Source organism: Ruegeria sp. SAZA006, assembly GCF_059613465.1.
Genome location: NZ_JBXWSO010000006.1, coordinates 77750 through 102230 on the forward strand (window position 1 = coordinate 77750; position 24481 = coordinate 102230).

General features: G+C 60.0%; 24 protein-coding genes and 1 tRNA gene. 17 read left to right on the top strand and 8 right to left on the bottom strand.

What is annotated here, in order from left to right; genetic code table 11:
• Window positions 1–18 precede the first annotated feature (18 nt).
• Window positions 19–225 carry a hypothetical protein gene (locus AC2FNZ_RS07445; RefSeq protein ID WP_093962135.1) on the top strand — a complete coding sequence of 69 codons (207 nt, stop codon included), beginning with the start codon at window positions 19–21 and terminating at the stop codon, window positions 223–225.
• Here AC2FNZ_RS07445 and AC2FNZ_RS07450 read toward each other — a convergent pair whose 3' ends face one another.
• From AC2FNZ_RS07450 to AC2FNZ_RS07460, 3 genes are read right to left on the bottom strand one after another with little or no spacing between them, the layout of a single operon-like run.
• Window positions 226–942 carry an RlmE family RNA methyltransferase gene (locus AC2FNZ_RS07450; RefSeq protein ID WP_170338513.1) on the bottom strand — a complete coding sequence of 239 codons (717 nt, stop codon included), beginning with the start codon at window positions 940–942 and terminating at the stop codon, window positions 226–228.
• Window positions 943–994: 52 nt separating this feature from the next.
• Window positions 995–1375, bottom strand: a complete 381-nt coding sequence (locus tag AC2FNZ_RS07455) for a hypothetical protein (RefSeq protein WP_496840085.1) — start codon at window positions 1373–1375, stop codon at window positions 995–997.
• Window positions 1347–2459, bottom strand: a complete 1113-nt coding sequence (locus AC2FNZ_RS07460) for a Ppx/GppA phosphatase family protein (protein ID WP_093962132.1) — start codon at window positions 2457–2459, stop codon at window positions 1347–1349. The genes AC2FNZ_RS07455 and AC2FNZ_RS07460 overlap by 29 nt, the downstream gene beginning before the upstream one ends.
• Window positions 2460–2696: 237 nt before the next feature.
• Between AC2FNZ_RS07460 and AC2FNZ_RS07465 the strand changes: the two genes are divergently transcribed.
• The 13 genes from AC2FNZ_RS07465 to AC2FNZ_RS07525 all read left to right on the top strand — a co-directional run bounded on the left by AC2FNZ_RS07465 (window position 2697) and on the right by AC2FNZ_RS07525 (window position 13934).
• Window positions 2697–2993, top strand: a complete 297-nt coding sequence (locus AC2FNZ_RS07465) for a virulence factor (protein ID WP_093962131.1) — start codon at window positions 2697–2699, stop codon at window positions 2991–2993.
• Between the two features lie 26 nt (window positions 2994–3019).
• Window positions 3020–3946, top strand: coding sequence for a methylenetetrahydrofolate reductase (locus tag AC2FNZ_RS07470; RefSeq protein WP_496840086.1), 927 nt, complete (start codon window positions 3020–3022; stop codon window positions 3944–3946).
• A gap of 9 nt (window positions 3947–3955) precedes the next feature.
• Window positions 3956–5020 (top strand): methyltetrahydrofolate cobalamin methyltransferase, encoded by a 1065-nt coding sequence (locus tag AC2FNZ_RS07475; RefSeq protein WP_170403005.1) that lies wholly within the window; start codon window positions 3956–3958, stop codon window positions 5018–5020.
• A gap of 109 nt (window positions 5021–5129) precedes the next feature.
• Window positions 5130–5203: transfer RNA gene (locus AC2FNZ_RS07480), tRNA-Gly, on the top strand.
• A 237-nt stretch (window positions 5204–5440) separates the two neighbouring features.
• Complete coding sequence (locus AC2FNZ_RS07485) at window positions 5441–5623, top strand: Flp family type IVb pilin (RefSeq protein ID WP_093962121.1); 183 nt, start codon at window positions 5441–5443, stop codon at window positions 5621–5623.
• Window positions 5624–5785: 162 nt separating this feature from the next.
• Complete coding sequence (gene cpaB, locus AC2FNZ_RS07490; protein ID WP_170459065.1) at window positions 5786–6610, top strand: Flp pilus assembly protein CpaB; 825 nt, start codon at window positions 5786–5788, stop codon at window positions 6608–6610.
• A 19-nt stretch (window positions 6611–6629) separates the two neighbouring features.
• The gene (locus tag AC2FNZ_RS07495) at window positions 6630–8111 is read left to right on the top strand and encodes a pilus assembly protein TadG-related protein (protein ID WP_170538525.1); all 1482 of its coding nucleotides are present in this window, start codon (window positions 6630–6632) and stop codon (window positions 8109–8111) included.
• Window positions 8108–8599 (top strand): TadE/TadG family type IV pilus assembly protein, encoded by a 492-nt coding sequence (locus tag AC2FNZ_RS07500; RefSeq protein ID WP_170449944.1) that lies wholly within the window; start codon window positions 8108–8110, stop codon window positions 8597–8599. The genes AC2FNZ_RS07495 and AC2FNZ_RS07500 overlap by 4 nt, the downstream gene beginning before the upstream one ends.
• Window positions 8596–9234: a TadE/TadG family type IV pilus assembly protein gene (locus AC2FNZ_RS07505; RefSeq protein WP_170338528.1), complete on the top strand. Its 639-nt coding sequence runs from the start codon at window positions 8596–8598 to the stop codon at window positions 9232–9234. Before AC2FNZ_RS07500 ends, AC2FNZ_RS07505 begins: the two co-directional genes overlap by 4 nt.
• Before the next feature lie 11 nt (window positions 9235–9245).
• Window positions 9246–10451: a CpaE/TadZ family protein gene (locus AC2FNZ_RS07510; protein WP_093962116.1), complete on the top strand. Its 1206-nt coding sequence runs from the start codon at window positions 9246–9248 to the stop codon at window positions 10449–10451.
• Between the two features lie 46 nt (window positions 10452–10497).
• On the top strand, window positions 10498–11892 hold the full coding sequence (locus tag AC2FNZ_RS07515; RefSeq protein WP_170339076.1) for a TadA family conjugal transfer-associated ATPase: 1395 nt from the start codon (window positions 10498–10500) through the stop codon (window positions 11890–11892).
• 11 nt (window positions 11893–11903) lie between these two features.
• Entirely contained in the window at window positions 11904–12932 is a 1029-nt protein-coding gene (locus AC2FNZ_RS07520; protein WP_170595218.1) for a type II secretion system F family protein, read from the top strand.
• A gap of 15 nt (window positions 12933–12947) precedes the next feature.
• Window positions 12948–13934 carry a type II secretion system F family protein gene (locus AC2FNZ_RS07525; RefSeq protein ID WP_496840087.1) on the top strand — a complete coding sequence of 329 codons (987 nt, stop codon included), beginning with the start codon at window positions 12948–12950 and terminating at the stop codon, window positions 13932–13934.
• A 74-nt stretch (window positions 13935–14008) separates the two neighbouring features.
• Here the strand turns inward: AC2FNZ_RS07525 and AC2FNZ_RS07530 are convergent, their stop codons facing one another.
• The 4 genes from AC2FNZ_RS07530 to AC2FNZ_RS07545 all read right to left on the bottom strand — a co-directional run bounded on the left by AC2FNZ_RS07530 (window position 14009) and on the right by AC2FNZ_RS07545 (window position 18531).
• Window positions 14009–14458 (bottom strand): A24 family peptidase, encoded by a 450-nt coding sequence (locus AC2FNZ_RS07530; RefSeq protein ID WP_496840205.1) that lies wholly within the window; start codon window positions 14456–14458, stop codon window positions 14009–14011.
• Between the two features lie 41 nt (window positions 14459–14499).
• Window positions 14500–15528, bottom strand: coding sequence for a helix-turn-helix transcriptional regulator (locus tag AC2FNZ_RS07535; RefSeq protein ID WP_496840088.1), 1029 nt, complete (start codon window positions 15526–15528; stop codon window positions 14500–14502).
• 78 nt (window positions 15529–15606) lie between these two features.
• Window positions 15607–16464: a class I SAM-dependent methyltransferase gene (locus tag AC2FNZ_RS07540; protein WP_093962110.1), complete on the bottom strand. Its 858-nt coding sequence runs from the start codon at window positions 16462–16464 to the stop codon at window positions 15607–15609.
• A 24-nt stretch (window positions 16465–16488) separates the two neighbouring features.
• Window positions 16489–18531, bottom strand: a complete 2043-nt coding sequence (locus tag AC2FNZ_RS07545; protein WP_496840089.1) for an ASKHA domain-containing protein — start codon at window positions 18529–18531, stop codon at window positions 16489–16491.
• 215 nt (window positions 18532–18746) lie between these two features.
• On the opposite strand from AC2FNZ_RS07545, the gene guaB reads away from it, so the two are divergent.
• The 3 genes from guaB (at window position 18747) to AC2FNZ_RS07560 (ending at window position 23780) form a co-directional block, all read left to right on the top strand.
• Window positions 18747–20195 carry an IMP dehydrogenase gene (guaB, locus tag AC2FNZ_RS07550; RefSeq protein WP_496840090.1) on the top strand — a complete coding sequence of 483 codons (1449 nt, stop codon included), beginning with the start codon at window positions 18747–18749 and terminating at the stop codon, window positions 20193–20195.
• Window positions 20196–20223: 28 nt separating this feature from the next.
• Window positions 20224–21384, top strand: coding sequence for an RsmB/NOP family class I SAM-dependent RNA methyltransferase (locus tag AC2FNZ_RS07555; protein WP_496840091.1), 1161 nt, complete (start codon window positions 20224–20226; stop codon window positions 21382–21384).
• Between the two features lie 104 nt (window positions 21385–21488).
• On the top strand, window positions 21489–23780 hold the full coding sequence (locus AC2FNZ_RS07560; RefSeq protein WP_496840092.1) for an ATP-binding protein: 2292 nt from the start codon (window positions 21489–21491) through the stop codon (window positions 23778–23780).
• Here the strand turns inward: AC2FNZ_RS07560 and AC2FNZ_RS07565 are convergent.
• Window positions 23777–24370: a gamma-glutamyl kinase gene (locus tag AC2FNZ_RS07565; protein ID WP_496840093.1), complete on the bottom strand. Its 594-nt coding sequence runs from the start codon at window positions 24368–24370 to the stop codon at window positions 23777–23779. The genes AC2FNZ_RS07560 and AC2FNZ_RS07565 overlap by 4 nt on opposite strands.
• Window positions 24371–24481: the final 111 nt, after the last annotated feature.

A 24481-nucleotide genomic window follows, 5' to 3' on the forward strand; every position in this document is an offset into this window, starting at 1 on the left:
TTCAGGATGTGGTAATCCATGTTGTATTTGAAACGCCCGTCGACCAAGCTCGACCAACCTGTGGCCACGCGCCGGGTCTCGCTGGATCAGCGGATCGACGAGTTGCGCAACAAGCCGGCCACGTATCTCAACCATGGCGAGGCGTTGCTGCTGCAGGGGATGGCGGCGGCGTCGTTGCGGCCGCAGCGGATTGTAGCCGACAAGATCGCGTTGGACGACGACTGATCAGCCCCGAAAACCGGTTGCCACCACGAATTTTTCCGAACTGTCCGACCGTGAAGCTGGCGGTTTGACGTTTGCCACTTTGTCGAACTTCTGCTTCAGCAGTTTCTGCAGATCACCCTCGGCGCCACCGGCCAGAACTTTTGCGACAAAGGTTCCTCCGACCTCCAGCACGTCAAAGGCGAAGTAGGCAGCGGTTTCGCACAGCGCCATGATCCGCAGATGGTCGGTCTGCTTGTGCCCGGAGGACGCGGCGGCCATGTCCGACATGACAACATCAGCCTTGCCGCCCAACCACTGTTTTACCTTCTCGTCGGCATCGTCTTCCATGAAGTCCAGAACGTGGGTTTCGGCACCCGCCACGGGCTCGACCTCTTGCAGGTCGACACCCAGAACCGTCCCGATCCGCTTGCCCGATTTCTCGCCCAGCGCATTCACGCGTTTGACCGCGACCTGGCACCAGCCACCGGGCGCGCAGCCTAGGTCGACCACGCGTGCGCCGGGAACCAAAAAGCGGAACTTGTCGTCCAACTCCAGAATCTTGTAGGCCGCGCGACCCCGATACCCCTCGGCCTGCGCTCGCTTGACATACGGGTCATTCAGCTGCCGCTCGAGCCAGCGGGTCGAGCTGAGCTTGCGTCCGCGCGCGGTCTTGACCTTGACCTTCAGGTCACGCTGCCCGCGTCCCGAAGTGTTTTTGCCGCTGGGTTTCTTGGCCATAAAAAAGGTCTCCTGAAGACTGCGAGGCCTTTACCCGCTTGTTCATGTGGCATCAAGCCGATGATATCGACCGCTCCATCAATAGCAGATCGGGCCAAGGCGTAGAAACACCAAATGCCACCCATCCAAGACCGTTCAAGACCTTCCCGCCGAGGGTGCCAGATGTCGCCGGTGGGCTCGAAAAACTGTGCAGCAGTTCTAGCGCCTCTGCCGAGTCGACCACCGGCACGGCGATCCCCATGCCGCCAATCGCCAAAGCATAGTGCGGAACGGTGTTGGCGACGTGAAAACCCGGGCTGAATACCTTGAACCCGGCAGCCTCAAGCGTACAGATCGTGGTTGCAGCCGTCGAAACCCGGTAGGCGATCGCTATGGTCGCAAGCGGCATGCAGCGCAGAGCTTTCTCAAAACGGCCCGTCTTCCAGGACGCCATCGGCGCTCATCTGTGCATAAAGCAAACCCTCGCGCAGCCCGCGATCCGCCACCGAGAGGCGGTCGGTCGGCCAGCAGCGCAACAGCGCCTGCAAGATGGCAGATCCGGACATGATCAGGGCCTGCCGGTCCTCGCCGATGCGCGGATCGCGACGGCGGCCTTGAGGGCCAAGCTCCAGATAGCCGCGAATGACCTTGTCGATCTGATCGCTGGTCATGCGCAGGCCGTCCACCTTGGTCCGGTCATAGCGTTTCAGGCCCAGATGCGAGGCAGCGACTGTTGTGACGGTGCCGCTGGTGCCAACGATCTGAAACCCCTCGCGGGCCTGTTCGTCCTTATACGGCGCAAAATCGGCGAGGTTTTCTTCAAAAAACCAACTCATCAGGGCAAAGCGGGCAGCATCGTCTTCGACATCGTGGAACTGATCGCGCAGTGTGGCGACGCCCAGTGGAACGCTGATCCAGTCCACCACCTTGGCGGCGGGAAAGGGACTGTCGACGGTGTGAAACCCGTTATGCAGCCGCATGATCGCCGTTGAACGGTCGCGTCGCGGAACCGAGGACAGGTCAATCCAGACCAGCTCGGTCGAGCCGCCGCCGATATCGACGACCAACAACTGCTCGGTCTTGGTGCTGACCAGCGGAGCACAGGAAATGACCGCCAGACGGGCTTCTTCCTCGGGTTGGATGATTTCAAGGGTCAGGCCAGTCTCACGCTTCACCTGACGTATGAAGTCGCGTGAGTTTCGGGCGCGGCGGCAGGCCTCGGTCGCCACCAGCCGCATGCGCTTGACCTTGTTGCGCTTCAGCTTCTGCTGGCAAATGCGCAAGGCTTGAATGGTGCGCGCCATGGAGGACCGCGACAGCCGTCCGGTCCTTTCAAGCCCCGAGCCCAGTTGCACGGACTTCGAGAAGCTGTCCACCACATGGAACCCGCTGCCCTTGGGCTGGGCGATCAACATGCGGCAGCTATTTGTTCCCAGATCCAGCGCAGCATACAGGGCGTCTGGATCGGGTCTTGCCGGCGCGGGGCTTTCGACCACCTTCGGGAACGCGCCCGCACCTTTGGGACGCTTGGGCGCCATCGTCACGCCCTCCGATTTTCGAGTTACCCCGACCTTAGGTCGCGGGCGCGCGTCGTGCAAGACGCTCATTAAAGTCATGAGGATTTTGATGGACCCCGACACTGGAGAAACCGGTGCAGGGCCTGTATCCCGAATTGCAAAACGTCGCTGGAAAAGCCCCGGGTGTCGAAATCCGACCGACCCGGCCCCACATAGCCGTTTAGAACCGGACCATCTGGTTAGGAGGAATCAAGACCAATGCCTGACGTCACCATCGTTTACTGGCGCGACATCCCCGCTCAGGTCATCGTGGGCAAGGGCCGCCGTGGCGCAAAACGACAGTTGGATGTGCGGTTCGAGCAAGCCATCGACCGCGCCGCCATGAAGGTGAACGCCAAGGACAGTGATGCCTATCTGGCCGAGTGGCGCAAAGCCGAGCCGTTCGAGGTTGAGGGCGACCCGACCGAGATCGCCGAGGCTGAAGCGTTGCGCCTAGAAACGGAATACGATCAGGACCGCATCAAGGCCCTGATCGCAAATGACGGTTGGGCATGAGCCCCAGATCTTTATGGGAGGCCGCAATGGCTTTGCTGAACTTCAAGAAACGTGATGCGGCCGATAAGGCCCCGGTGAACCCGACCGTCGAAGCCTTCTTGCAGGGTTATTCGATCGAAGTCATGCCGCGTACTGCCGAGAAGGTCGAGGATTTCCGCGACCTGCTGCCCGAAGGCACGCGTGTCTACATCGCCCATATCGAAGGCACGCCCATCGAGGACATGGTGCGCACGGCCAAGCGGATCGCGGCCGAGGGCTATCCGGTCATGCCGCATTTCCCGGCCCGCATCATCAAGGACGCGGCGACGCTGGGGAACTGGATCAACATGTACCAGGGCGAGGCGGGCGTCGATCAGGCGTTGCTGCTGGCCGGAGGCGTTGCCAAGCCCCATGGCGAGTTCGAGAGCTCGATGCAGTTGCTGGAAACGGGCCTGTTCGACAAGGCGGGCTTCAAGCGCCTGCACGTCGCAGGTCACCCCGAGGGCAACAAGGACATCGACCCGGACGGTTCCACCAAAAACGTGGACGAGGCGTTGCGCTGGAAGCAGAAATTCAGCGAAACCACCGACGCCGAAATGGCGCTGGCCACCCAGTTCGCCTTTGACGCCAAGCCGATCATCGAATGGGCCGACGGCCTGAAGGCGGCAGGGATCGACCTGCCGATCCACATCGGCATCGCCGGTCCGGCCAAGCTGCAGACGCTGATCAAATTCGCGATCGCCTGCGGCGTGGGCCCGTCGCTGAAGGTGCTGCAGAAGCGCGCCATGGACGTGTCCAAGCTGCTGCTGCCCTACGAGCCGACCGACGTGATTACCGAATTGGCCCAACACAAGGCGGCCAACCCCGACTTCAACATCACCAACGTACACTTCTTCCCGCTTGGCGGCATCAAGACCAATGCCAACTGGGCCATCGAAAACGGCGGCGCCTCGGCGAAGCCTGTAAACGCTTAAGGACCGGACATGACCCGTACAGTCGTAGAATCAAAGACCAAAACCGCGATCATCGGCTTCGATCAGCCGTTCTGCGTGATTGGCGAGCGGATCAACCCCACCGGCCGCAAGAAGCTGGCCGCCGAGCTGGAAGCGGGCGATTTCTCGACCGTCGAACAGGACGCGCTGGCGCAGGTCGCGGCCGGGGCGACCGTGCTCGATATCAACGCAGGCGTGGTTTACAACTCGAACCCCAACCCGAACGAGACCGAACCGCCGCTGATGCGACAGATCGTCGAGCTGGTGCAGGGTCTGGTCGACGTGCCGCTGTGCATCGACAGCTCGGTTCCGGGTGCGTTGGAGGCCGGGCTGGAGGCCGCCGAAGGCCGCCCGCTGCTGAACTCGGTCACCGGTGAGGAGGACCGCCTGGAACTGGTTCTGCCGCTGGTCAAGAAATACAACGTGCCGGTCGTGGCGATCTCGAACGACGACACGGGCATTTCCGAAGACCCCGACGTGCGCTTTGAGGTTGCCAAGAAGATCGTTCAGCGCGCGGCCGACTATGGCATTCCGGCCCACGACATCGTGGTGGACCCGCTGGTGATGCCGATCGGCGCGATGGCTACTGCCGGCCAGCAGGTCTTTGCCCTGGTACGCCGCCTGCGCGAAGAGCTGGGCGTGAACACCACCTGTGGCGCGTCCAACATCTCGTTCGGTCTGCCGAACCGTCACGGCATCAACAACGCCTTCCTGCCGATGGCGATGGGCGCGGGCATGACCTCGGCCATCATGAACCCGGTGGCGCTGCCGGTGACGCAGAAGAAGATTGCCGAGAAAAAGGCCGAGGTTGCGGCGGCGGGCATCATCCTGCCCGACGGCATGGACGACGAAACCTTCGTTCAGATGTTCGGTCTGGGTTCGACCAAGCCGCGCGCCGGCAAGGAAATGGAGGCCATCCGCGCCGCCAACCTGCTGACCAACAATGACCCGCATGGCGGCGAGTGGATCAAGTTCAACAAACCGGCCGATGCTGCAGGCGCCGAAGGCGAGAGTGCACGCGGCCGCCGGGGCGGTGCTCGACGTCGCCGGGCCTGAGCAGGCTGCTTTGTCAACGGGCCGGGCAATCTGCCCGGCCTTTTTGTTTGCCGCGCTGGTCGAAGCATCTTGAATTCGGCGAAGGACGGGTGATATTCAGCACCGAGCGGCGGGTATGATGTAATGGTAGCCTGTCAGCTTCCCAAGCTGAACGCGCGGGTTCGATTCCCGCTACCCGCTCCAAAACACTTTGATATTGGCCCGCTTGAAGCTCAAAGGCTGAGGTGAAATCGGACCATTTCGCGCCAAAATCCCGCCACAAAAAAGCCAAAATGAACGAATTCTCGCGTTAAACGGGAAATCCTTTTCGTTTGTGGGGAGGTTTGCCGGATGCGGGCTCGATACGATTTGAACTGACGGGGGAACCCTCGTTCCTGTGCGAAATTCGCACATTAATGAGTACAAACTGGAGTTCAAATCATGTCGAAGGCAATTCGTAGTCTTTTCATTCGTCTGCGCCGTGACGAGCGTGGCGCCACTCTTGTCGAATACGGTATCGCACTGTTCATTGCGATCGCTGTTGGCGGGACCCTGCTGACCGGTCTGGGCGGCACAACCAACACCAACTTCAATGACGCCAACACGGCTGCGACACGGCCGTAATCCTGCTGTTTTAGCCTGAAAAGCAACTGGTTTTCCGCCGCGAGGACGGCGGGAAGCCAGAAACAACCCAGTCTCGGCATTCGGCGTCCCGCGTGACTCAGTTTCGGCCGAGGCTTGGCCCCACGTTTTCAAAATGACCGCCCCGGCTATTTGGAGGGATCTATGCGATTGAAATCCTTGATGATGACTATTCTTGGCGTGGGTCTGGCGGGTGGCGCCGTGATGATTGCGCAGGAGCAGCTGAGACGCAGCCAGGCCGCCGCTGATCCGACAATCGTTCGCGTGGTCGCCGCAGCAGAAGAGATCCCGTTCGGATCTCCGATTGAAGGTCACAAGTTGACAGCCATCGACTGGCCGGCGGATTCTGTGCCGGCAGGTGTGTTTACAAGTTTCGAAGATGTTCTGCCCACAGCAGGTGTCGACCCGCGACGCGCCAAGCGCGCGTTGGCGCAGGGAGAAATCCTGTTGGCGTCAAAGGTTTCTGACTTCGGTGAGAAGGTCACCATCGTTCAGACCTTGGGCGAGAACAATCGTGCAATGGCCATCAATGTGGATGCGCAGACCGGTGTTGGCGGGTTCGTCACACCAGGTGACTTTGTTGATATCGTGCTGACGCAGGGCAAGAACGAGTCGCTGCGGGCGGTGACGATCCTGCAAAACATCCGTGTCATTGGGGTTGATCAGACGGCAGATGAAGATGTCGACCAGCCCGGGATTGCCCGAACGGTGACTGTCGAAGTCACGCCGGACCAGGGACAGCGGTTGGCATTGGCTCAGAAGGCTGGGCAACTCAGCCTGTCGCTTCGGTCGCTGCATATCCAGGAAGACAAGCCGTTGGAGGCCATCCGCCTCAGCGACATTCTGCTTGAAAAGTCGCCGGTTGCAGAGGGCGCGCCCAAGCCGATCGTGAAGGTGCGTCGGGGCACCACGGACGTCCAGGAAGTTCCTGTTGCCGGCAACCCCTCGAATGCAACCGTGTCCAACTGATCGCTCGCGAGGTTTGTTCATGCCCACGTTGCGCAACATAAAGGACGACGAACAGGGGACCATTCTGGTTTTCGTCGGTATTTGCATGACCGTGATCGTTGGCATGGCGGCGCTGACCTTTGATCTTGGGCGACTGGCTTCCACGCAGACCGACCTGCAGGCTTATACCGATCACGTGGCTCTGGCCGCCGCCGGAGAACTGGATGGCGGTAGTGATGCGATCACACGCGCCACGGCTGCTGCAGCCGGAATGATCGAAGACTCCCAGTTCTTTGCCGAGGGCAGCCAAGATCTGGGGACGGCCGCAGATTATTCGCTGCGGTTTCTGTCGGGACTGCCCGATCCTGCCGCCGATCCGGATGACAATGACCCAGTGGATGGGTTTGTGACGACCGATCCCGCTCTGGCCGTTCTGGTTGAGGTGACCGCGACCCCTAGAACCGTTTTCCTTCCGTTCGGTCGGGCGCTCGCTGACTTGTTGGGCGTCACGCGTCCGGATGAGGATGTCGAGGCTGTCGCGATTGCGGGTTACACCCAATATGCCTGTGATGTGACGCCGTTGATGTTCTGCATCCCTCCCGGTTGGACCGCGAATGCAAACAAAGGGTCAACCATCAAGTTGCGCACTGGAGGTAACGGTGCCGCTTGGGGGCCGGGGAATTTTGGTTTCCTCGACCCGACGGACATCGGCATAAACCCCAACGGTCCTTGCGCGGGGCAGACCGGATCAAAACTCTATATCTGCCTGATCGCGGCGCATGGGAACCTGACGCAATGCGTGTCTCAGCGCGGTGTAGATACCGAGCCCGGTCAGCGCAATGGCATTGGCAGCGCAATCTACAATTCACGGTTCGATATTTTCCACTCGACGATGAGCAAACTCAAGAATGATGAAGATTATGCGCCCGGACCGCAGGTCATCGCGGGCTGGGAAAACTCTGGCGGAAGCTGTCTGAAGAACAATCCCGAGGTTTCGACCGACTCGATGCCGTTTCCGCCCGACGATTGCTTCGCCGCCGGCACCTGCGCGCATGGCGGCCGTTTTGGAAACGGTGTCTGGACCTCCGGCAAAGCGGCTTATCTGGACATGAACTATGGCGACGGCCCCGCCAACGATCTGACGCCACACCCGCTGGGCAACCCGACTGGAAACACGCGATACGAAATGTATCTCGACGAGATCGCCAGGGCTGGTACGGGTGATGTGCTGTTCGGGCGCAGCGAGTCCGGCCGCCCTCAATGCGCGAGCACAACGCTGGACGATCCTGACCGCCGCACATTTATCGCAGCCGCCATAAACTGTGGTGCCAATCCGGTCGCGGGACGCGCGGAGAACGTTCCGGTCCAGGAATTTGTCAAGGTTTTCCTGATCCAGCCGCTCGAAGAATCTTCGGGGACTGATTTTGACATCTATGTCGAGGTGGTCGAGCAGGTCGGCGGTGGAGTCGGTGGCAGCAGCGATGATGGAATCTTTCGCGATGTCGTGAGGTTGTATCGATGACTCGGCTCGTTCGGCATATCCGACGGTTGCGGTCGTGCGAGGCCGGCGCCCCGATGGTCGAGTTCGGGATCGTACTTCCGTTGATCCTGCTGTTCTTTGCAGTAATCATCGAAGGTGGGCGTATCACTTGGATTCATCAGGCAACGTCGGCCGGTGTGCGTGACGCCTCGCGTATGATCGCGCGGATCGCGCCGTTGGACTTGTGCGCAGCGGGCGGGGTCGGCAGCTATGACGCTCTGGCCACGGACATCGTCCAAAACCAGTTGGGCGGTTCGTCGATCATGCCGCATGGCACAACCGTCATCGACGTCACGCCGCGCTGTATCTCGAGGGCTGGCGTGTACCGGATCAATCCGACTTCGGTGGTCGAGGTCACGGCTCAGATCCGGATCGAGTACCTGTTTGGAAATGTTTTCAGCCTTTTCGGGGCAGGGCTGGGGCCTCTCGACACCGAGATCTCGGACCAGAGCCGGGTGTTTGGGGTATGACGGGTAACCTGCATATGCTGCGCGCTTTCTGGCGCCGTGAACATGGATCGGCACTGGTCGAGCTGGGCATGGTCGTTCCGTTGTTCCTGGTGCTCGTGTTTGGAATTCTCGAGTACGGACGGCTCTACTGGTCCACGACGATGGCGCAGAAAGCGATGCAAAAAGCCTCACGGCTTGCCACGGTCGGGCCGCCCCTGTGTGGCGCGATGCCGGCCACGCACACGCTGGCCGGTGGCGCCCCCGCAACAACCAAGTTCGGCGCGCTGTGCCGCAGTGGCAGCATCTGCGCCACTCCGAACCTGCCGGCGCCGTGTCAGCTTGACGCATCAACCGCCTATGGCAGCCGGATCTGGGACGAGATCGAAATGCTGCTGCCGCCCGGAGCCACCGCGGCAAATGTGCAAATCACCTATTCGCACGATCCTCGTCTTGGTTTTCTTGGTGGACCCTATACGCCGGTAGTTACAGCCGAACTGGTAAACCTGGACTACGATTTCGCGCTGCCAATTGGGCCGCTGGTCGCCCTTGCTGCTGGCAACCCTGCCATATCCGCCAGTAGCCCCAACACCATTTCAATCCCAACGATGAGCACATCCGTCCCGGCCGAGGATCTTGCCATCGGTGCCGTTGAGTAAGGAGAAGAGTCATGAGTGCCAAGCAGATTTCAGTGCTGTTGATTTCACCGGACGAAGAGATTTTCGCGGCAATCGAAACCTCGTTGGAGGGGCTGAGCAATTGCCGCTTTACGGGCCGCAAGGACACTGTCGCGCGGGTCAACGGGACGGCGGTTGCCTTGTCAGCGCGTCATGACGTGGTTCTGTTTGATGTGGATGACAGTTCGCCCGAGCTGTTGCAGACCGCACAGCAAATTTGTGACGCGCGCATGCCCAATGCGATCATTATCGCGCTGGCGTCCGAAGATCTGCCGCTGGAGAAAGCCCGACAGCTCAAAAAGCTTGGAGTTGATGACGTGCTGCCGCGCAATGCTATCCATGAGGAGATCATTCCACAAGTGGATGCGATCCGTGCCCGGCGGCAGGCGCAGCTTCCCGCCGTTTGGGGTGGACAAGCCACACTTGGCAAGTTGATCGCGGTTGGCAAATCTCGTGGTGGCGTCGGATCGTCCTTGGTTGCGGCCAATATGGCGAACGAGCTTCAATCCAAGGCCGGATTCCTGAAAAAGACGGCGTCGAACTCGGTTGCGCTGGTGGATCTGGACTTTCAGTTCGGCTCGATTGCGGCCCTGATGGATGTCGCCGAAAGCGACGCGATGTGGCGTATGGCCATGGAAGGCAGCATTCCCGACAGTGCCTTTTTGGAACAGGCAATGGTCAAGTCGCCCTGCGGGGTCGATATCCTCGCGGCTCCGTCGCGCTATGGTCCGTTGACTGCAATCAAGGAAGAGCAGATTTCGGCCATTCTGGATTCCCTGAAACGTACCCATGACTACGTCGTGGTAGATTTGCCGCGGGCGCTGGTGGAATGGATTACGCCCGTCCTGACGCAAGCGGACCGCCTATATTTGGTGACGGACGTTGCCGTTCCGTCCGTTCGCTCGGCCCGCAAGCTGATGGATTTCTACCAAGCGGAAAACCCAGCGCTGGAAATTCAACTGGTCGCCAACCTTGAAAAGAAACCCATCATTCCGGCGGCGCACCACAGAGCGGCGGCAAAACTCCTTGAAAAGGACTTTGCATTTTGGGTGCCGCGCGACGAGCGCACGGTACGCGAGTCGGTCGATCGGGGCGTGCCGTTGGAAGATGTTTCATCCCGTGCACCCATGACACGCGCAATCCGAAAGCTGGCGCACGAGACATGCCTGTCATTGCCGCCTCGGGTCGGCCAGCACTGAGGCAGACTGTTTCGGAATAGTTAAATATTTGCAGAAGGTTAAGTAGATGTTTCGAGAATTCGACCGACCAGGCCAGGAAAAACCAGACGCTTCGAAAGTTGTGCCGTTGGACACCAAGCAGTTTGCTCAGATCGGCAAGCCGGTTCATGGCTCCGGGGATGACCTCGTATTGATGCATGACATCCAGAACGATCGGATAGATCTGAAGGCGCGGCTGCATAACTCGTTGCTGGACAAGCTGAACCTCGCCGTTATCGAAAAGGTCGAGGAAGAAACGCTGCGAGGCGAAATTGGGCGACATGTCACCGAACTGCTGCGCGCCGAAGGCCGTGCGATGCGCAGCGAGGAGGTCAAGCAGCTTGTCGAAGAGCTGATGCACGAAGTGCTTGGACTGGGTCCGCTGGAACCGTTGTTGGCCGACCCCACGATCAACGATATCCTCGTGAACGGCCACACGCAGATTTTTGTCGAGCGCTCCGGCATCCTCGAAAAGACATCGGCACGCTTCCGGGACGAACGTCATCTGCTGCGGATCATCGACAAGATCGTCAGCCGGATTGGTCGCCGTATTGATGAACGGCAACCGTGGGTGGATGCGCGGTTGGAAGATGGCAGCCGCGTCAACGCGATCATTCGGCCCTGCGCACTGGACGGGCCGGCGCTGTCCATTCGAAAATTCTCGCGGGTTCCGCTGACGATGGAACGACTGATCAAGAATGAGGCCTTGAACGAAAGCGCGGCCAAGCTGCTGCGGGGATTGGTTGAAGCCAAGATGAACGTGCTGATCTCGGGCGGAACCGGATCGGGCAAGACCACGATGCTGAATGCATTGTCGTCGTATATCAGCCCTCGGGAGCGGATCGTCACGATTGAAGACGCGGCAGAACTTCAGCTTCAGCAGGAACATGTCTTGCGCATGGAAACACGGCCTGCTGGCCTCGACGGTACTGGCGCCGTTGTCCAACGAGACCTTGTGCGAAACGCGCTGCGGATGCGTCCTGATCGGATCATCATCGGCGAGGTGCGCGGCTCTGAAGCATTCGACATGTTGCAGGCGATGAATACCGGCCATGACGGGTCGATGACGACGGTACACGCCAACAGCCCGCGCGATGCGCTTTCGCGGGTCGAGCAGATGGTGCAGATGGGCGGGCTAGAGCTGCCGCATGCAGCCATCCGCGCGACCATCGCTTCGGCAATTCACTTCGTTCTGCAATTGAACCGCCTGTCTGATGGTACGCGCCGTGTCACCTCGATTGCCGAGATCACCGGCATGGAGGGCGATATCGTGACCATGCAGGACATCTTCGTCTTCAAACGTGAAGGCAAGGACGAGGCCGGCAACATCCTTGGGCGCTTCATGCCGACCGGTATCCGACCGAAATCCAGCGATGCGCTGGCGGCGGCGGGTGTCGACCTTTCATCGATCAAGTTCAACTGAGGGACCCAGCCATGTTGGAAGATCTCAGATCCTTCTTTTCGACGCACAGCATAGACTCGTTGATCGGACCAGAGATGGAAGTGGGCGGATACGATGTCCGCTTTGTCCTATCACTCTTGATATTCCTCGGCGCACTGATTGCCTTCGAAGGGGGCCGTCAGCTTTTGAAGCGCGGAGAAAACCGGGAAGAGGCGATAAACCGGCGCATCCAGATGCTGAACCAGGGAAAGACTGGCGAGGACGTTCTGGAATTGCTCAAGCCGCGGGAGAGCAAACCACTCATGAAGTCGTTTCCGCTGGTCGGCGACTTGCCGGGTGCCCTGGCGGCATCGGGCCTGAACATGGTGCCGGAAATGTTCCTGTTGGGTTGTGGGGGTGCTTTTCTGGTTTCGGCGACAGGAGGCTCATTGGTGGCCAACCCACTGACGGTAATACCCGTGAGCGCTGTGTGCTTCCTGTTGGCTCCGTTGGTCTACCTTGGCGCCAACCTCAGACGGCGCAAGGCTGCGCTGATCAAGCAGTTGCCGGATGCGTTGGACCTGATGTCGCGTGGGTTGAAGGTCGGACATCCGTTGAACACGACCTTGCAGAGCGTGGCAAATGAAATGCCCGATCCGATCGGAACTGAATTCGGTCTGGTCGTGGACCAAGTCGCTTACGGGGAAGAGTTAACGACCGCCATTCGCAACATGGCAGACCGAGTAGATGAAGAGGATATCCAGTACCTCTCGGTCGCGCTGACGATGCAGCACGGCACAGGCGGCGATCTGGCCGGCATTCTGCGGACATTGGCGCGCGTCATCCGTGCCCGCATGTCCTTACGGCGCAAAATCAAGGCCATTTCTGCCGAGGGTCGGATGACCGCCTATATCCTGTCGTTCATTCCCGTCGGGATTGCCCTCGTGATGACGGTCATGACGCCGGACTATTACGGAAGCGTGGTGCAATACCCGATTTTCTGGCCCGTCATGAGCGTCATTTCTGCGGCCATCGTTCTGAATGCCATCGTTTTGTTCAAGCTTGTCAATTTCCGGATCTGAGGGAGGGTTGTCGAAATGGAAATCGTGATTTCGGTACTCGACACTGGTCTTTTTTCCCAACTCATGATCTTGGGCTTTGTTGCCGCCGGCGCGATCGTTGCGTTCTTTGGGATATCATCGTCGCTCGGCGATCGGTCTACAGCGGCCGAACGGATGCTTCCCAAACGAACAAGGGGCCAGAGCCTTGCACGTCTTGTGCCGGAAAAGGTGGAGGGCGATACACCGACCGGGCTGAGCGCCGCACTTATACCCAGTGATGCAAGTGTCAGGTTCGAAGTTGGCCAAGTGCTTGCGCGCTCGGGGTTTCGCGGCCGGAATGCAATCGCCAATTTCTATCTGATCCGTTTGGGCTTGGCGACGTTTCTGCCGCTTGTCTTTCTCGTCCTCATGTCGTGGCAGCCTTCGTCCAATATCGGCGCCACGATCAACGATTATGTGTCTGGTCTGAATTCATTTCAGATATTGCGGAACCTTGGCATCCTCTGCGGCATCGGGTTCTTCATCCCCCAACTTTGGATGAGCGCCCGGATCAAGGAGCGTAAACGTCGGATGGAAAACGCGTTCCCGAACATGCTGGACTTGCTCCAGATTGGGATCGAGGCGGGAATGGGCTTTGACCAGGCGCTTCTCAAAGTTGCAGTGGAAATGCAGACTGTATCGCCCGAAATGTCCGAGGAAATTCTAATTGCCCTGAGCGAGATTCAGGCCGGGCGCGACCGTGAAGTCGCGTTGATGAGAATGGCGCGCCGGACGGGCATCGACGAAATGAGTTCGTTCGTGAGCGTCGTCCTCCAGTCGTCCCGGTTCGGTGTCCCGTTGTCGGCTGCCTTGACTACGTATTCCGAAGAAATGCGCGAACTGAGAGAGCTTCGCGCGCAGGAAAAAGCCAACAAGCTGCCGGTGCAGATGTCCGCCGTCATGGCGAGCCTGATGTTGCCCTCGATCGCTGGGCTGATCCTTGCACCGATCATCATTCGATACGTCGAAACCTTCGTGAAATGACGCTGTTTTTGTAGGTGCGGCGCTCCCGGGTCTGCACGAGGTCAACTGTGCGGACCCGGTTGGGTCACGCATTTTCAGGCGCCGTAATGCAGCATCGACCAGCCAGCCAGGATCAGGCCTGAAAGGCCTATGGCAATCCCAAGAGGAAACTCGCGTCCGCTGAGCGTCGCTGCAAGCCTTCCTGTCGGTTGTCGGACGAACAGGCGCAGCAAGGTCAGGCTGGTCAGTCCAAACGCCATCGCGGCAGATAGCAGCAGCATGTATGTCGAAAGGGCTTGGGTCGGTATCGCCAGAAAGACCACCGGTAGCATTTTGGCGTCTCCGCCCCCCAGCCAACCGGCGGCGAAAAGGGCAAAACAGATCCCAAAGCAAAGCCCGGCGGCGATCAATCGCAATCCAACTTCATGCAAACCGAGGGCAGGGGACCCGACCAGAAACAAGGCAACCCCTATCAGGCAGTACAGGTTCGGTATCCGATATTCGGTTAGGTCCGTCCACGCCACCGCCACAAACAGCGGCACCATCAACCACAGAGGTACCCAATTATGCCAAGGCAGATCAATCATCATGCGCGTGCCTGATTGTGTCTGCCGTGCAAGGCTTCGCGTTCTTCGATCGAAACCAGCCGTCTGGCCAACATGTGGAAGTTCTCCATTCCTGTCTTGCCGTAGATATGCTTGAGATGCGTTCTCACAGTCGCGGGACCAATCTCGAGCTCGGATCCAATGGACTGTTGCGACAGTCCCCGGGAAATCAGAACGCAGACCCGCCATTCGGCCCGTGTCAGGCCCGCTGGGTTTTCGAGGCTCATCAGCGGCGCGTCATTCACCGGCCTTTGGATGGTCGTTACGGATTGGCGGGACAGTGCTTCGGTAATCAGACCGGCGCGTCTGTTGCGGTAGATTTCGGAAATTTCGGGTGCGACTGTCTCTATCGCTTCGCGCCAGCCGGGTTCGAGGCCTTTGGCGAAATGCAGCTCCAGAAAATCGATTTCGCAGCCTTGGTTGTCGAGACAGACGAACAGGATGTCGTGCAGCTTGCGGTGCGAGATCCAGTCCAGAACAACGGCAGAAAACTCGTTTACGGGTTTCCCGTGATCCTTGAGGCTGAAGACGACGCCTTTCTTTGGCTTGCTCGCAAACGGACCAATCACGTCATTCGTGAAGGAAAGGAAAAGCGGCCGGCTTATTGTCGTGTCACGGGTATCTGCGCGCGCAGCTACTCGGCTGCCAACTTTATTGAGCCAGACACGGCTGAGGGTACCGCAATCGGCTCCAAACGCGTTGACAACTTCGGTCAACGCAGCGTCCAGAACCACTCCGCCCTGGCTCCACTGAATGAAATTGATCAATGCGCGTGTGTGTTGCGTGTTCGGTAGCCACGCACCTGCACGGCCCATCCCCCTGTCCATATAGCACCAACTGGTAAACGTCTTACTCACTAAAGCGAGCCGGTTTAGCGGCTTCTGTAGATTTGAATTACTCTGCCCAATACATTCATATTTTACGATTTTTACGCAAAAATCACCAAGAATCTTATTAAGTTTTCGGATGGGGAGAAAAACACTGGTAAAAACGCAGACAATTAGGCTCAAAAGGCTGCAAAGAGTTGACGATCGGAAACAATACCGGTCAGCGGGTATGATTGGCCAAGGGCGACACGATCTGGTGTGTCAGGAGGGCTTGCGGGCCTGAAAGACGTTGATGACTGCCGGGATGCCAAACCCATCTGCCGTTTGAAAACTCGAAAACTCCTGGGCCACGGCGCTCTGGATTTTTCGTTCGTCGGCCTCGTCGCCTTCAAAATGCGCAATGACGCGCGCCGCCGGTCCGACCCGGGTGCAAAGCTCGGCGGTGGCCTCCACCGATCCAAGCCCCGGCAGTCGGAGGCTTACAGGGTTGGCGAAGATGTCGTCCAAACCTGCCGTTGCCATCATCCCGGTCACATGATCGACGTCATGAAAGGCCAGTGGCCCGGGTGCGTAGCGACCATGTTTTGGTGGGTGGCCCAGATGCGATGTGGCGGCCATGTGGGGGATCCTGAACCAGGGATTGTCGGCCAGCGGTCCCCACGCGGCAAAGGTCATCCGACCGCCGGGCGCCAGAGCCTTTGAGATGTTGGCGAACGCCGCAACCGAATCCTGGAAGAACATGACACCGAAGCGCGATATTGCAGCGTCGAACGCGCCCACGGGGAACGGGGCGACCTGAGCGTCGACGCATTGGAAATCGACGTTTTCAACACCCGCGGACAAGGCCCTTTCCCGCGCTCGGTTGAGGAACGGCTCAGAAATGTCGCCGCCAAGAACATGGCCCTGCGGTCCGACACGCTGGGCGGCCGCGATGGTGCTGGCGCCGGTCCCGCAGCCGATGTCCAGCACGCGCATTCCGGGTTCCAGTTCGGCCTGTTCCAGAACGAGGTCCAGAACCGGGGCCAGCATGTGGTCCAGTTTGTCCTCAAAAGTCAGCCACTTGGTGCCGGATTCGGAGTTGCCCCAGTATTCAGCCTGATCTTCGTTTGCTGTTTGCATGGGGGTCCTCCGCAGTTTTTCGGACTATGCCTTTCTGCGGCGACGACGGCCAGTTTTTTCCGTGTCGCCTCCGGTGTTAAAAGACGGGGTGGGCAGGGTGACGATCTTGGCCAGTTCCGGGAACGGGTCGGTCTTGTGCGGGATCGCGTTGGCGGCCACGAAATGCTCCTGAAATTTCGGCTCGATCGCGGTTTCGACCTTGGTGATCTCGCGCACCACGCGTTCGATCTCGGCCCGGGCAGCGATGTTGCACAACGCGATGCGCGCGCCGGTACCGGCGGCGTTGCCGGCGCTTTGGACCTTGTCCAGCGGCGCGTCGGGGATCATGCCCAGAACCATCGCGTGTTTGGTCGAGATATGGGCACCGAACGCTCCGGCCAGCACCACGCGATCGACCTTGTCCACGCCCATCTCGTCCATCAGCAGCCGCGCCCCGGCATAGAGCGCGGATTTCGCCAGCTGGATCGCCCGGATGTCGCCTTGGGTCACGGTGATGCGCGGGCCGCCCTCGGCGCTGGCGTCATGGATCAGGTAGGAATGAGTGCGTCCCTCGGGGATGCAGCGGCTGCTGCCGGTCTGTTCGGCCGAGCCGATCAGGCCGCTCTCGTCCAGCAGGCCGGCCATGCGCATTTCGGCCACCGCCTCGATGATGCCCGACCCGCAGATGCCGGTGATGCCGGTGGTGGCGATGTCGGCCTCGAACCCGTCTTCGTCCGACCACTTGTCCGAGCCGATCACCCGGAACCGGGGTTCCTTGGTCACGGGGTCGATTTGAATGCGCTCGATCGCGCCGGGCGCGGCACGCTGGCCCGAGCTGATCTGCGCACCTTCGAAAGCCGGTCCGGTGGGCGAGGAACAAGCCAGCACGCGGGTCGTGTTGCCCAGCAGAATCTCGGCATTGGTGCCGACGTCCACGATCAAAACCAGGTCCTGCGACTTGCCCGGCTCTTCGCTTAGCGCCACGGCGGCGCAGTCGGCCCCCACATGGCCCGCGATGCAGGGCAGGATGTAAATCTGCGCGCGGGGGTTCATCGTGGTCAGATTCATGTCGCGCGCGGGCAGCGAGACACTTTCAGACGTGGCCAGCGCGAAGGGCGCCTGGCCCAGTTCAACCGGATCGAGCCCCAACAGCAGGTGGTGCATCACCGGGTTGCAGACGAACACGGTTTCCACGATCAGGGCCGGGTCGATCCCGGCCTCCTCAGCGATCGAGGTGACCAGATCGTTGATCGCCTCACGCACGGCCCGGGTCATTTCCTGATCACCGCCGGGGTTCATCATCGCGTACGAGACGCGGCTCATGAGGTCCTCGCCGAACCGGATCTGCGGGTTCATCAGGCCGGAGGAGGCCTTGACCTCGCCGGTGTCCAGATCGGTCAGATGCGCGGCGATGGTGGTCGAGCCGAGGTCGATGGCCAGCCCGTACAGCCCGCCTTCGTGCAGGCCGGGCCAAATTTCGACGATGCGCGCCAAGCTGTCCTTGTGGCCCTTGTGCAGGGCGACCGTGACCTCCCACTTGCCCTTGCGCAGGGTCGGCTGCAGTTTGGACAGAAGCGACAGGTCGGCGGTGACGGCGTCGATCTGCCACTGCTCGCGCAGGGCGCGCTCCAGCCGTTCAAGATCGCCAGTGGGCGAGTGCATGTCCGGTTCTTCGACCACCACGAAATAAAGGCGCGTGGCCGGGTCCATGGTGATGGCGCGCGCGGCGGCGGCCTTGCGCACCACCTGGCGGTGAACCTGGCTTTCGGGTGGGACGTCGATCACCACGTCGCCTTGAACGGTGGCCTGACAGCCCAACCGACGGCCTGGTTTCAACCCGCGCTTGTCGTCATAGCGCTGCTCGACCGCGTTCCATTCGCTCAGCGCGTCTTCGCGGACCGTGACGCCGTGTTTGGGAAACTCGCCATAGCTGGGCGTGATCTGGCATTTCGAGCAGATCCCGCGCCCACCGCAGACCGAATCCAGATCGACCCCCAGCTGCCGGGCCGCCGTCAGGATCGGAGTGCCAACGGGGAAATGTCCGCGTTTGCCCGAAGGGGTAAAGACGACAAGGGGATCGGTGGTCATGACGGATGCCTTTTTGGTGTTCGCGCATATGGCGGCAAGATATGGGTTTCGCGGCAAAGGGAAAGGCCAATCCGCGGCAGGTTTTGCGCGGCTTGCGTCGTTTTCCGCGCCATCACGGCGGTTTGTGGGCGAACAAGTTGGGGCAGGGGCTTTCCCTTTGGTCGAAACCATGCAATAGGGTCACCGCCAAACGGGGTTTTGCATGGGGTTAGCAGATGCAGATTCGTGAGGCACTCACCTTTGATGACGTTCTTTTGGTTCCGGCGGCCTCGTCGGTGCTGCCGGCAACGGCAGACACGTCCACGCGCGTAACGCGTCAGATCACCATGAACATACCGCTGCTTAGTTCGGCCATGGACACGGTGACCGAGGCGCGCATGGCCATCGCCATGGCGCAGGCCGGCGGCATCGGGGTGATCCACAAGAACCTGACAGTCGAGGAACAGGCCCGCGAGGTGCGCCGGGTCAAGCGGTTCGAATCCGGCATCGTCTACAACCCCGTCACCCTGCGCGCCGATCAGACGCTGGCCGATGCCAAGGCCTTGGTCGAACGCTACAACTTCACCGGTTTCCCGGTGGTGGATGAAGAAGGCCGCGTCGTTGGTATCGTGACCAACCGCGACATGCGTTTCGCTACCTCGGACGACCAGCCGATCCGCGCGATGATGACCTCGGACAACCTGGCCATGCTGCAAGAACCGGCCGACCGGGAAGAGGCCATCAGCCTGATGAAGGCCCGCCGGATCGAAAAGCTGCTGGTCGTGGATGCCAACGGCAAGCTGACCGGTCTGCTGACACTGAAAGACACGGAACAAGCGGTGCTGAACCCCACGGCCTGCAAGGACGGTTTGGGCCGACTGCGTGTCGCGGCGGCAACGTCTGTTGGCGATGCCGGTTTTGAACGATCCGAGCAGCTGGTCGACTCTGGTGTCGACATCATCGTGGTCGACACGGCGCACGGCCATTCCCAAGGAGTGCTTGATGCGGTGAAGCGGATCAAGTCCCTTTCCAACGAGGTTCAGATCATCGCGGGTAACGTAGCAACGGGCGACGCGACCAAAGCTCTGATCGACGCCGGTGCCGATGCGGTGAAGGTCGGGATCGGGCCGGGCTCGATCTGCACCACGCGCATGGTGGCGGGTGTCGGCGTGCCGCAACTGACCGCGATCATGGATTGTGCGGCGGCGGCCGGAGACGTGCCGGTCATTGCTGATGGCGGCATCAAGTTTTCGGGCGATTTCGCCAAGGCCATCGCGGCGGGGGCGTCCTGCGCCATGGTCGGCTCGATGATCGCCGGCACCGATGAAAGCCCGGGCGAGGTCATTCTGTACCAGGGCCGCTCGTTCAAGTCCTATCGCGGCATGGGCAGCCTGGGCGCGATGGCGCGCGGCTCGGCCGATCGCTATTTCCAGAAAGACGCTGCGAATGACAAGCTGGTGCCCGAAGGGATCGAGGGGCAGGTGCCCTACAAGGGCTCGGCCAGCGCCGTTGTTCACCAACTGGTCGGCGGTCTGCGCGCGGCCATGGGCTATACCGGCTGCGCGACCGTTGATGAAATGCGCCGCAATTGTCAGTTCGTGAAGATTACCGGAGCGGGTCTGAAGGAAAGCCACGTGCATGACGTACAGATCACACGCGAAAGCCCCAACTACCGCGTGATGTGACGGTTTCCGTCGGACTCAGGACCTCGACATGACCCCAGGCGCGCGCGTTCAGGCCGCTATCGAAATCCTAGACGATTTTCTGGGCGGAACGCCCGCCGAGAAAGCGTTGACGGGCTGGGCGCGGCGCAGCCGTTTTGCCGGATCGAAGGACAGGGCAGCGATCCGCGACCATGTCTTTGACGCGCTTCGACATCTTCGGTCTTACGCTGCGATCGGCGGTGCAAGGACGGGGCGAGGCCTGATGCTGGGCGCTCTGCGGTCGCAGGGTCAGGACCCGGGCGATCTGTTCACCGGAGATCGTCACGCCCCAGACCCCGTCACGGCGGACGAGGTCGGTCGCCCATTCGAAACGGAAGCCGAGCAGTTTGACATTCCCGAGTGGCTTTGGCCGGTCTTCGAGCGGTCGCTTGGTGAAAGTGCCAGAGAGGCCGCCGCCGCGCTGCAATCGCGCGCTCCGGTTCACCTGCGGGTCAATTTGGCCCGCACGAGCTTGCAAGAGGCGGTGGACGCGCTGACGCGGGAAGGGATTTCCACTGCGCCGCACCCGGCCTGCGAGACAGCGCTTGAAGTTGTCGAAGGTGCCCGGAAGATTTCGCAATCCCAAAGCTATCGTGACGGCTTGGTCGAGTTGCAAGATGCAGCGAGCCAAGCTGTCGTTGCTGCATTGAACCTCAGGCCTGGCATGAGGGTTCTGGACTATTGTGCCGGGGGTGGCGGCAAGGCGCTGGCCATGGCCGCCACCGGCGGTGTCGAAGTCTTCGCCCATGACGCCAACCCCGGGCGCATGCGTGACCTTCCTGATCGAGCGCAACGGGCGGGAGCGCGCATTACCATCCTGTCGACAGATGACTTGGTAAAACACGGCCCGTTTGACGTGGTGCTGACTGACGCTCCCTGTTCCGGGAGCGGCTCGTGGCGGCGCGCACCTGCGGGCAAATGGGCATTGACGACCGAGCAATTGATCCTGTTGCCTAAGACGCAATTGTCCATTCTGGACGCGGCCGCACCCCTCGTCTGTGATGGCGGTGTATTGGCCTACGCCACCTGTTCGATGCTGGATGTCGAAAACAGAGGCGTCATAGACACGTTCCTGTCGTCGCATCCGGAATGGCAATGTACGTTCAGCCGATTGTGGCAGGTTGTACACGGGACTGACGGCTTCTATTCCACCCACTTGACGCGACGCTGATGCGCTGAAAACAACTTAAAGGAGAATATTCGCCGGATTCCTTAAGCGGATATTAACCCTTTGTGCCACGATATGCCGTGGATTGATTTTGAATCGAGTTGTTGATGACCGAAGTCGCTCAATTTACGCCAAGCTTGACTGGGCGGCACTTTCCGAGCTGGTCGCGGGCCATCTCTCTGGTCGGTGTCGCGCTTTTGTTGGTCATTCTCGCACAGCTCTTTCCGATCTCACCCCAGTTGGTTTCGGGCCTGCTGACAGTCGGAGGGTCTTTTCTGGCCGTTGGCGCGTTTGTTCTGTTGCGCGGATGGTTCTCGTACCGCGTCGACAAACAGGCGCAAACCATTCTCGCGTCGTTTCTGGAAAAAGAGCCCGCCCCGGGTTTCATCACGGATGCCAACGGGCGAGTGCTGATCGTGAACTCCGCGGCGCGAGACAGGTTCAACGCCTCGACAGGCGCAAGGCTGGACATGTGTTTGCGGTCCGTTTTCGCCAATCCTGCGGCGATACTGGTTCGGATGCAGTCATTGGCGCAAGTCGAAGGGCGCGCGGCAGAAGACATCGTGACAAAGGGTACGACAATTCCAGTTCTGGCGATCGACCTTGGCGATGATCTGTACCTGTGGCGGATCAAGGCCTCGGGTCGGCAACCCTGGGCGTATGCTTCGCTTCCAATCGTGACGCTCGGGCGAAATGAAGTGGTCCTGAACATGAATGCCGCGGCCGAGGCGATGCTCCAAGGCAGCGAGGTGGGCGCGGCCGAGGCTCTGACGCCGGAGGTCATATCCGGTGAAACGGTTCTACGCCTGCCTGCTCAAGAAGGTTCGCGGCGGGTATTCGTGTGCGAGGTTCAAAAAACCAGTGCGGGCCGGGATATCGGGCTGGTCGTGCTTGACGACGCGCCTGCAGATCAGTGGACCACGACTTTCGCCGACGTCCCGGTACCCATGATGCACCTTGCTCCGGGCGGAGAGATTCTGGATGCCAATCGATTGGCGCGCAAGCTGATCGGTGATGTTGAGTTGGGTCAGACCAATATCGACACGATCCTGAGCGGATTGGGACACCCCTTGCGAGACTGGTTGCTTCAGGTCGCCGCGTGCGATGGACCACCACGTTCGGAATTCCTGCGACTGGGTGGAAAGGACCGAGAGGTCTTCGTTCAACTGACCTTGACCCGCATCGTCAAGAACGGTGAGGTGCGCCTGGTTGCCGTGTTGAACGACGCGACCGAACTAAAGACACTGGAGGCTCAGTTCGTCCAAGGGCAAAAGATGCAGGCGGTCGGGCAGCTGGCGGGCGGTGTTGCGCATGATTTCAACAATCTGCTGACCGCCATTTCCGGACATTGCGACCTGCTGCTGCTGCGCCATGATCAAAGTGATCCGAACTACGGTGATCTCGTCCAAATAAATCAGAACGCCAACCGGGCCGCTGCGTTGGTCAGCCAGTTGCTGGCCTTTTCCCGTAAACAAACCCTGCGGCCCGAAGTGCTGGATCTGCGCGATACCATTTCCGACCTGATCCACTTGTTGAACCGCCTTGTAGGCGAGAAGGTCAAGCTGATCCTCAGTCATGATCCGGTTCTCAAGCCCGTTCGCGCAGACAAGAGGCAGTTGGAACAGGTCGTCATGAATCTGGTTGTGAACGCGCGCGATGCGATGCCCGACGGCGGAGAAATCCGTATCGAAACCGAGGTGTTTTCTTTGACCGAGCCGCTGATGCGGGACAGGGCGACGGTTCCGGCGGGTGAATATGTTTCGGTCAAGGTCATCGACAGTGGCGTCGGTATTCCGTCAGACAAGCTGCAGAAGATTTTCGAACCCTTCTACACGACCAAACGGACAGGCGAGGGGACCGGGCTGGGTTTGTCGACGGTCTATGGCATCGTCAAGCAAACCGGCGGCTTCATCTTTGTGGACAGCACCGAAGGGCGTGGGACCGAATTCAACGTCATGCTGCCGGTCTGCTTGGCACGGGACCCCGAGGTCGCGATCGAACCGCTGGCGCAACCCGAGCCGAATGCGCATCAAGGCGAAGGTGTCGTTTTGTTGGTCGAGGACGAAGCACCGGTACGCGCCTTTGCCACTCGTGCCTTGCGCCTCAAGGGCTATACCGTCTTTGAGGCGGGCTCGGCCGAGGACGCGTTGCGCATTCTCGAGGATCAGAACCTGCACGTCGACGTCTTCGTCACGGACGTGGTCATGCCCGGAATGGATGGTCCAACCTGGGTTGCCAAGGCGCTGGAAAGCCGGCCCGATGTTCGGGTGGTCTTCATGTCGGGTTATACCGAAGGAGCGTTTGGCGATGCCGGGCCGGAAATCAGAAACTCGACCTTCCTGCCCAAGCCCTTTTCACTGACACAATTGACCGAGGCGGTGTTTCAGCACCTCAACTAACGCGCCTGCTGATGCAGACGAAACTCGGCGGCATGAGCCTTGCGGAATGCATCCAAGGTCTGGTCCGAAAGTATCAGTTCCCGTTTGGGCGATACATTTTCGCGGGTCAGACTGATCCGAGAGTTCAGTCGATCTTGAAGGAAGTCCAGAATCTCGTCCTGGTGTTCGTAGCGAAAGATATGCGAAGCGCCGGCGCCATTGCTGCGGGCCCGGAAGAATTCAGTTTGGCTTCCGACATCGGCAAACCCGGGACGGGGCGATTGCATATAGGCCTGAACAAACATGTCGAAAGACATGCCGGCGGTCGAATGCGGGTGGCCAGTCAATTCGGTGCGCGTCCTGTACCGGTACCAGCTGCCCAGCCAATCGACGGGTTCGCGGACTACGGCCATGATTTCCATTTCCGTGTCGTACATCTTGCGAAAAATGTTCTGGAAGAAACGGTCATAGCGACGCACCGGCGCATGTTTCAGATCCGGTGGACCCGACACCACGATATCTGCGCGGTCCCGCAACGCGACCTGATAGGCGGTGCTTCCGGTTTTGGGCAGCGACAGAAGCGCAAGGCGTTCCTTGAAGAAGATCAGCATGTCATGTCTTTCCTGCGCCGAAGGCTGTCGTGCCGCATGATTGTCCGCCCCGGCGGCCGAGGTCAATTGCTTCCGCACAAAATCACCAGCCTGTTCAAGTTAAATTTCATC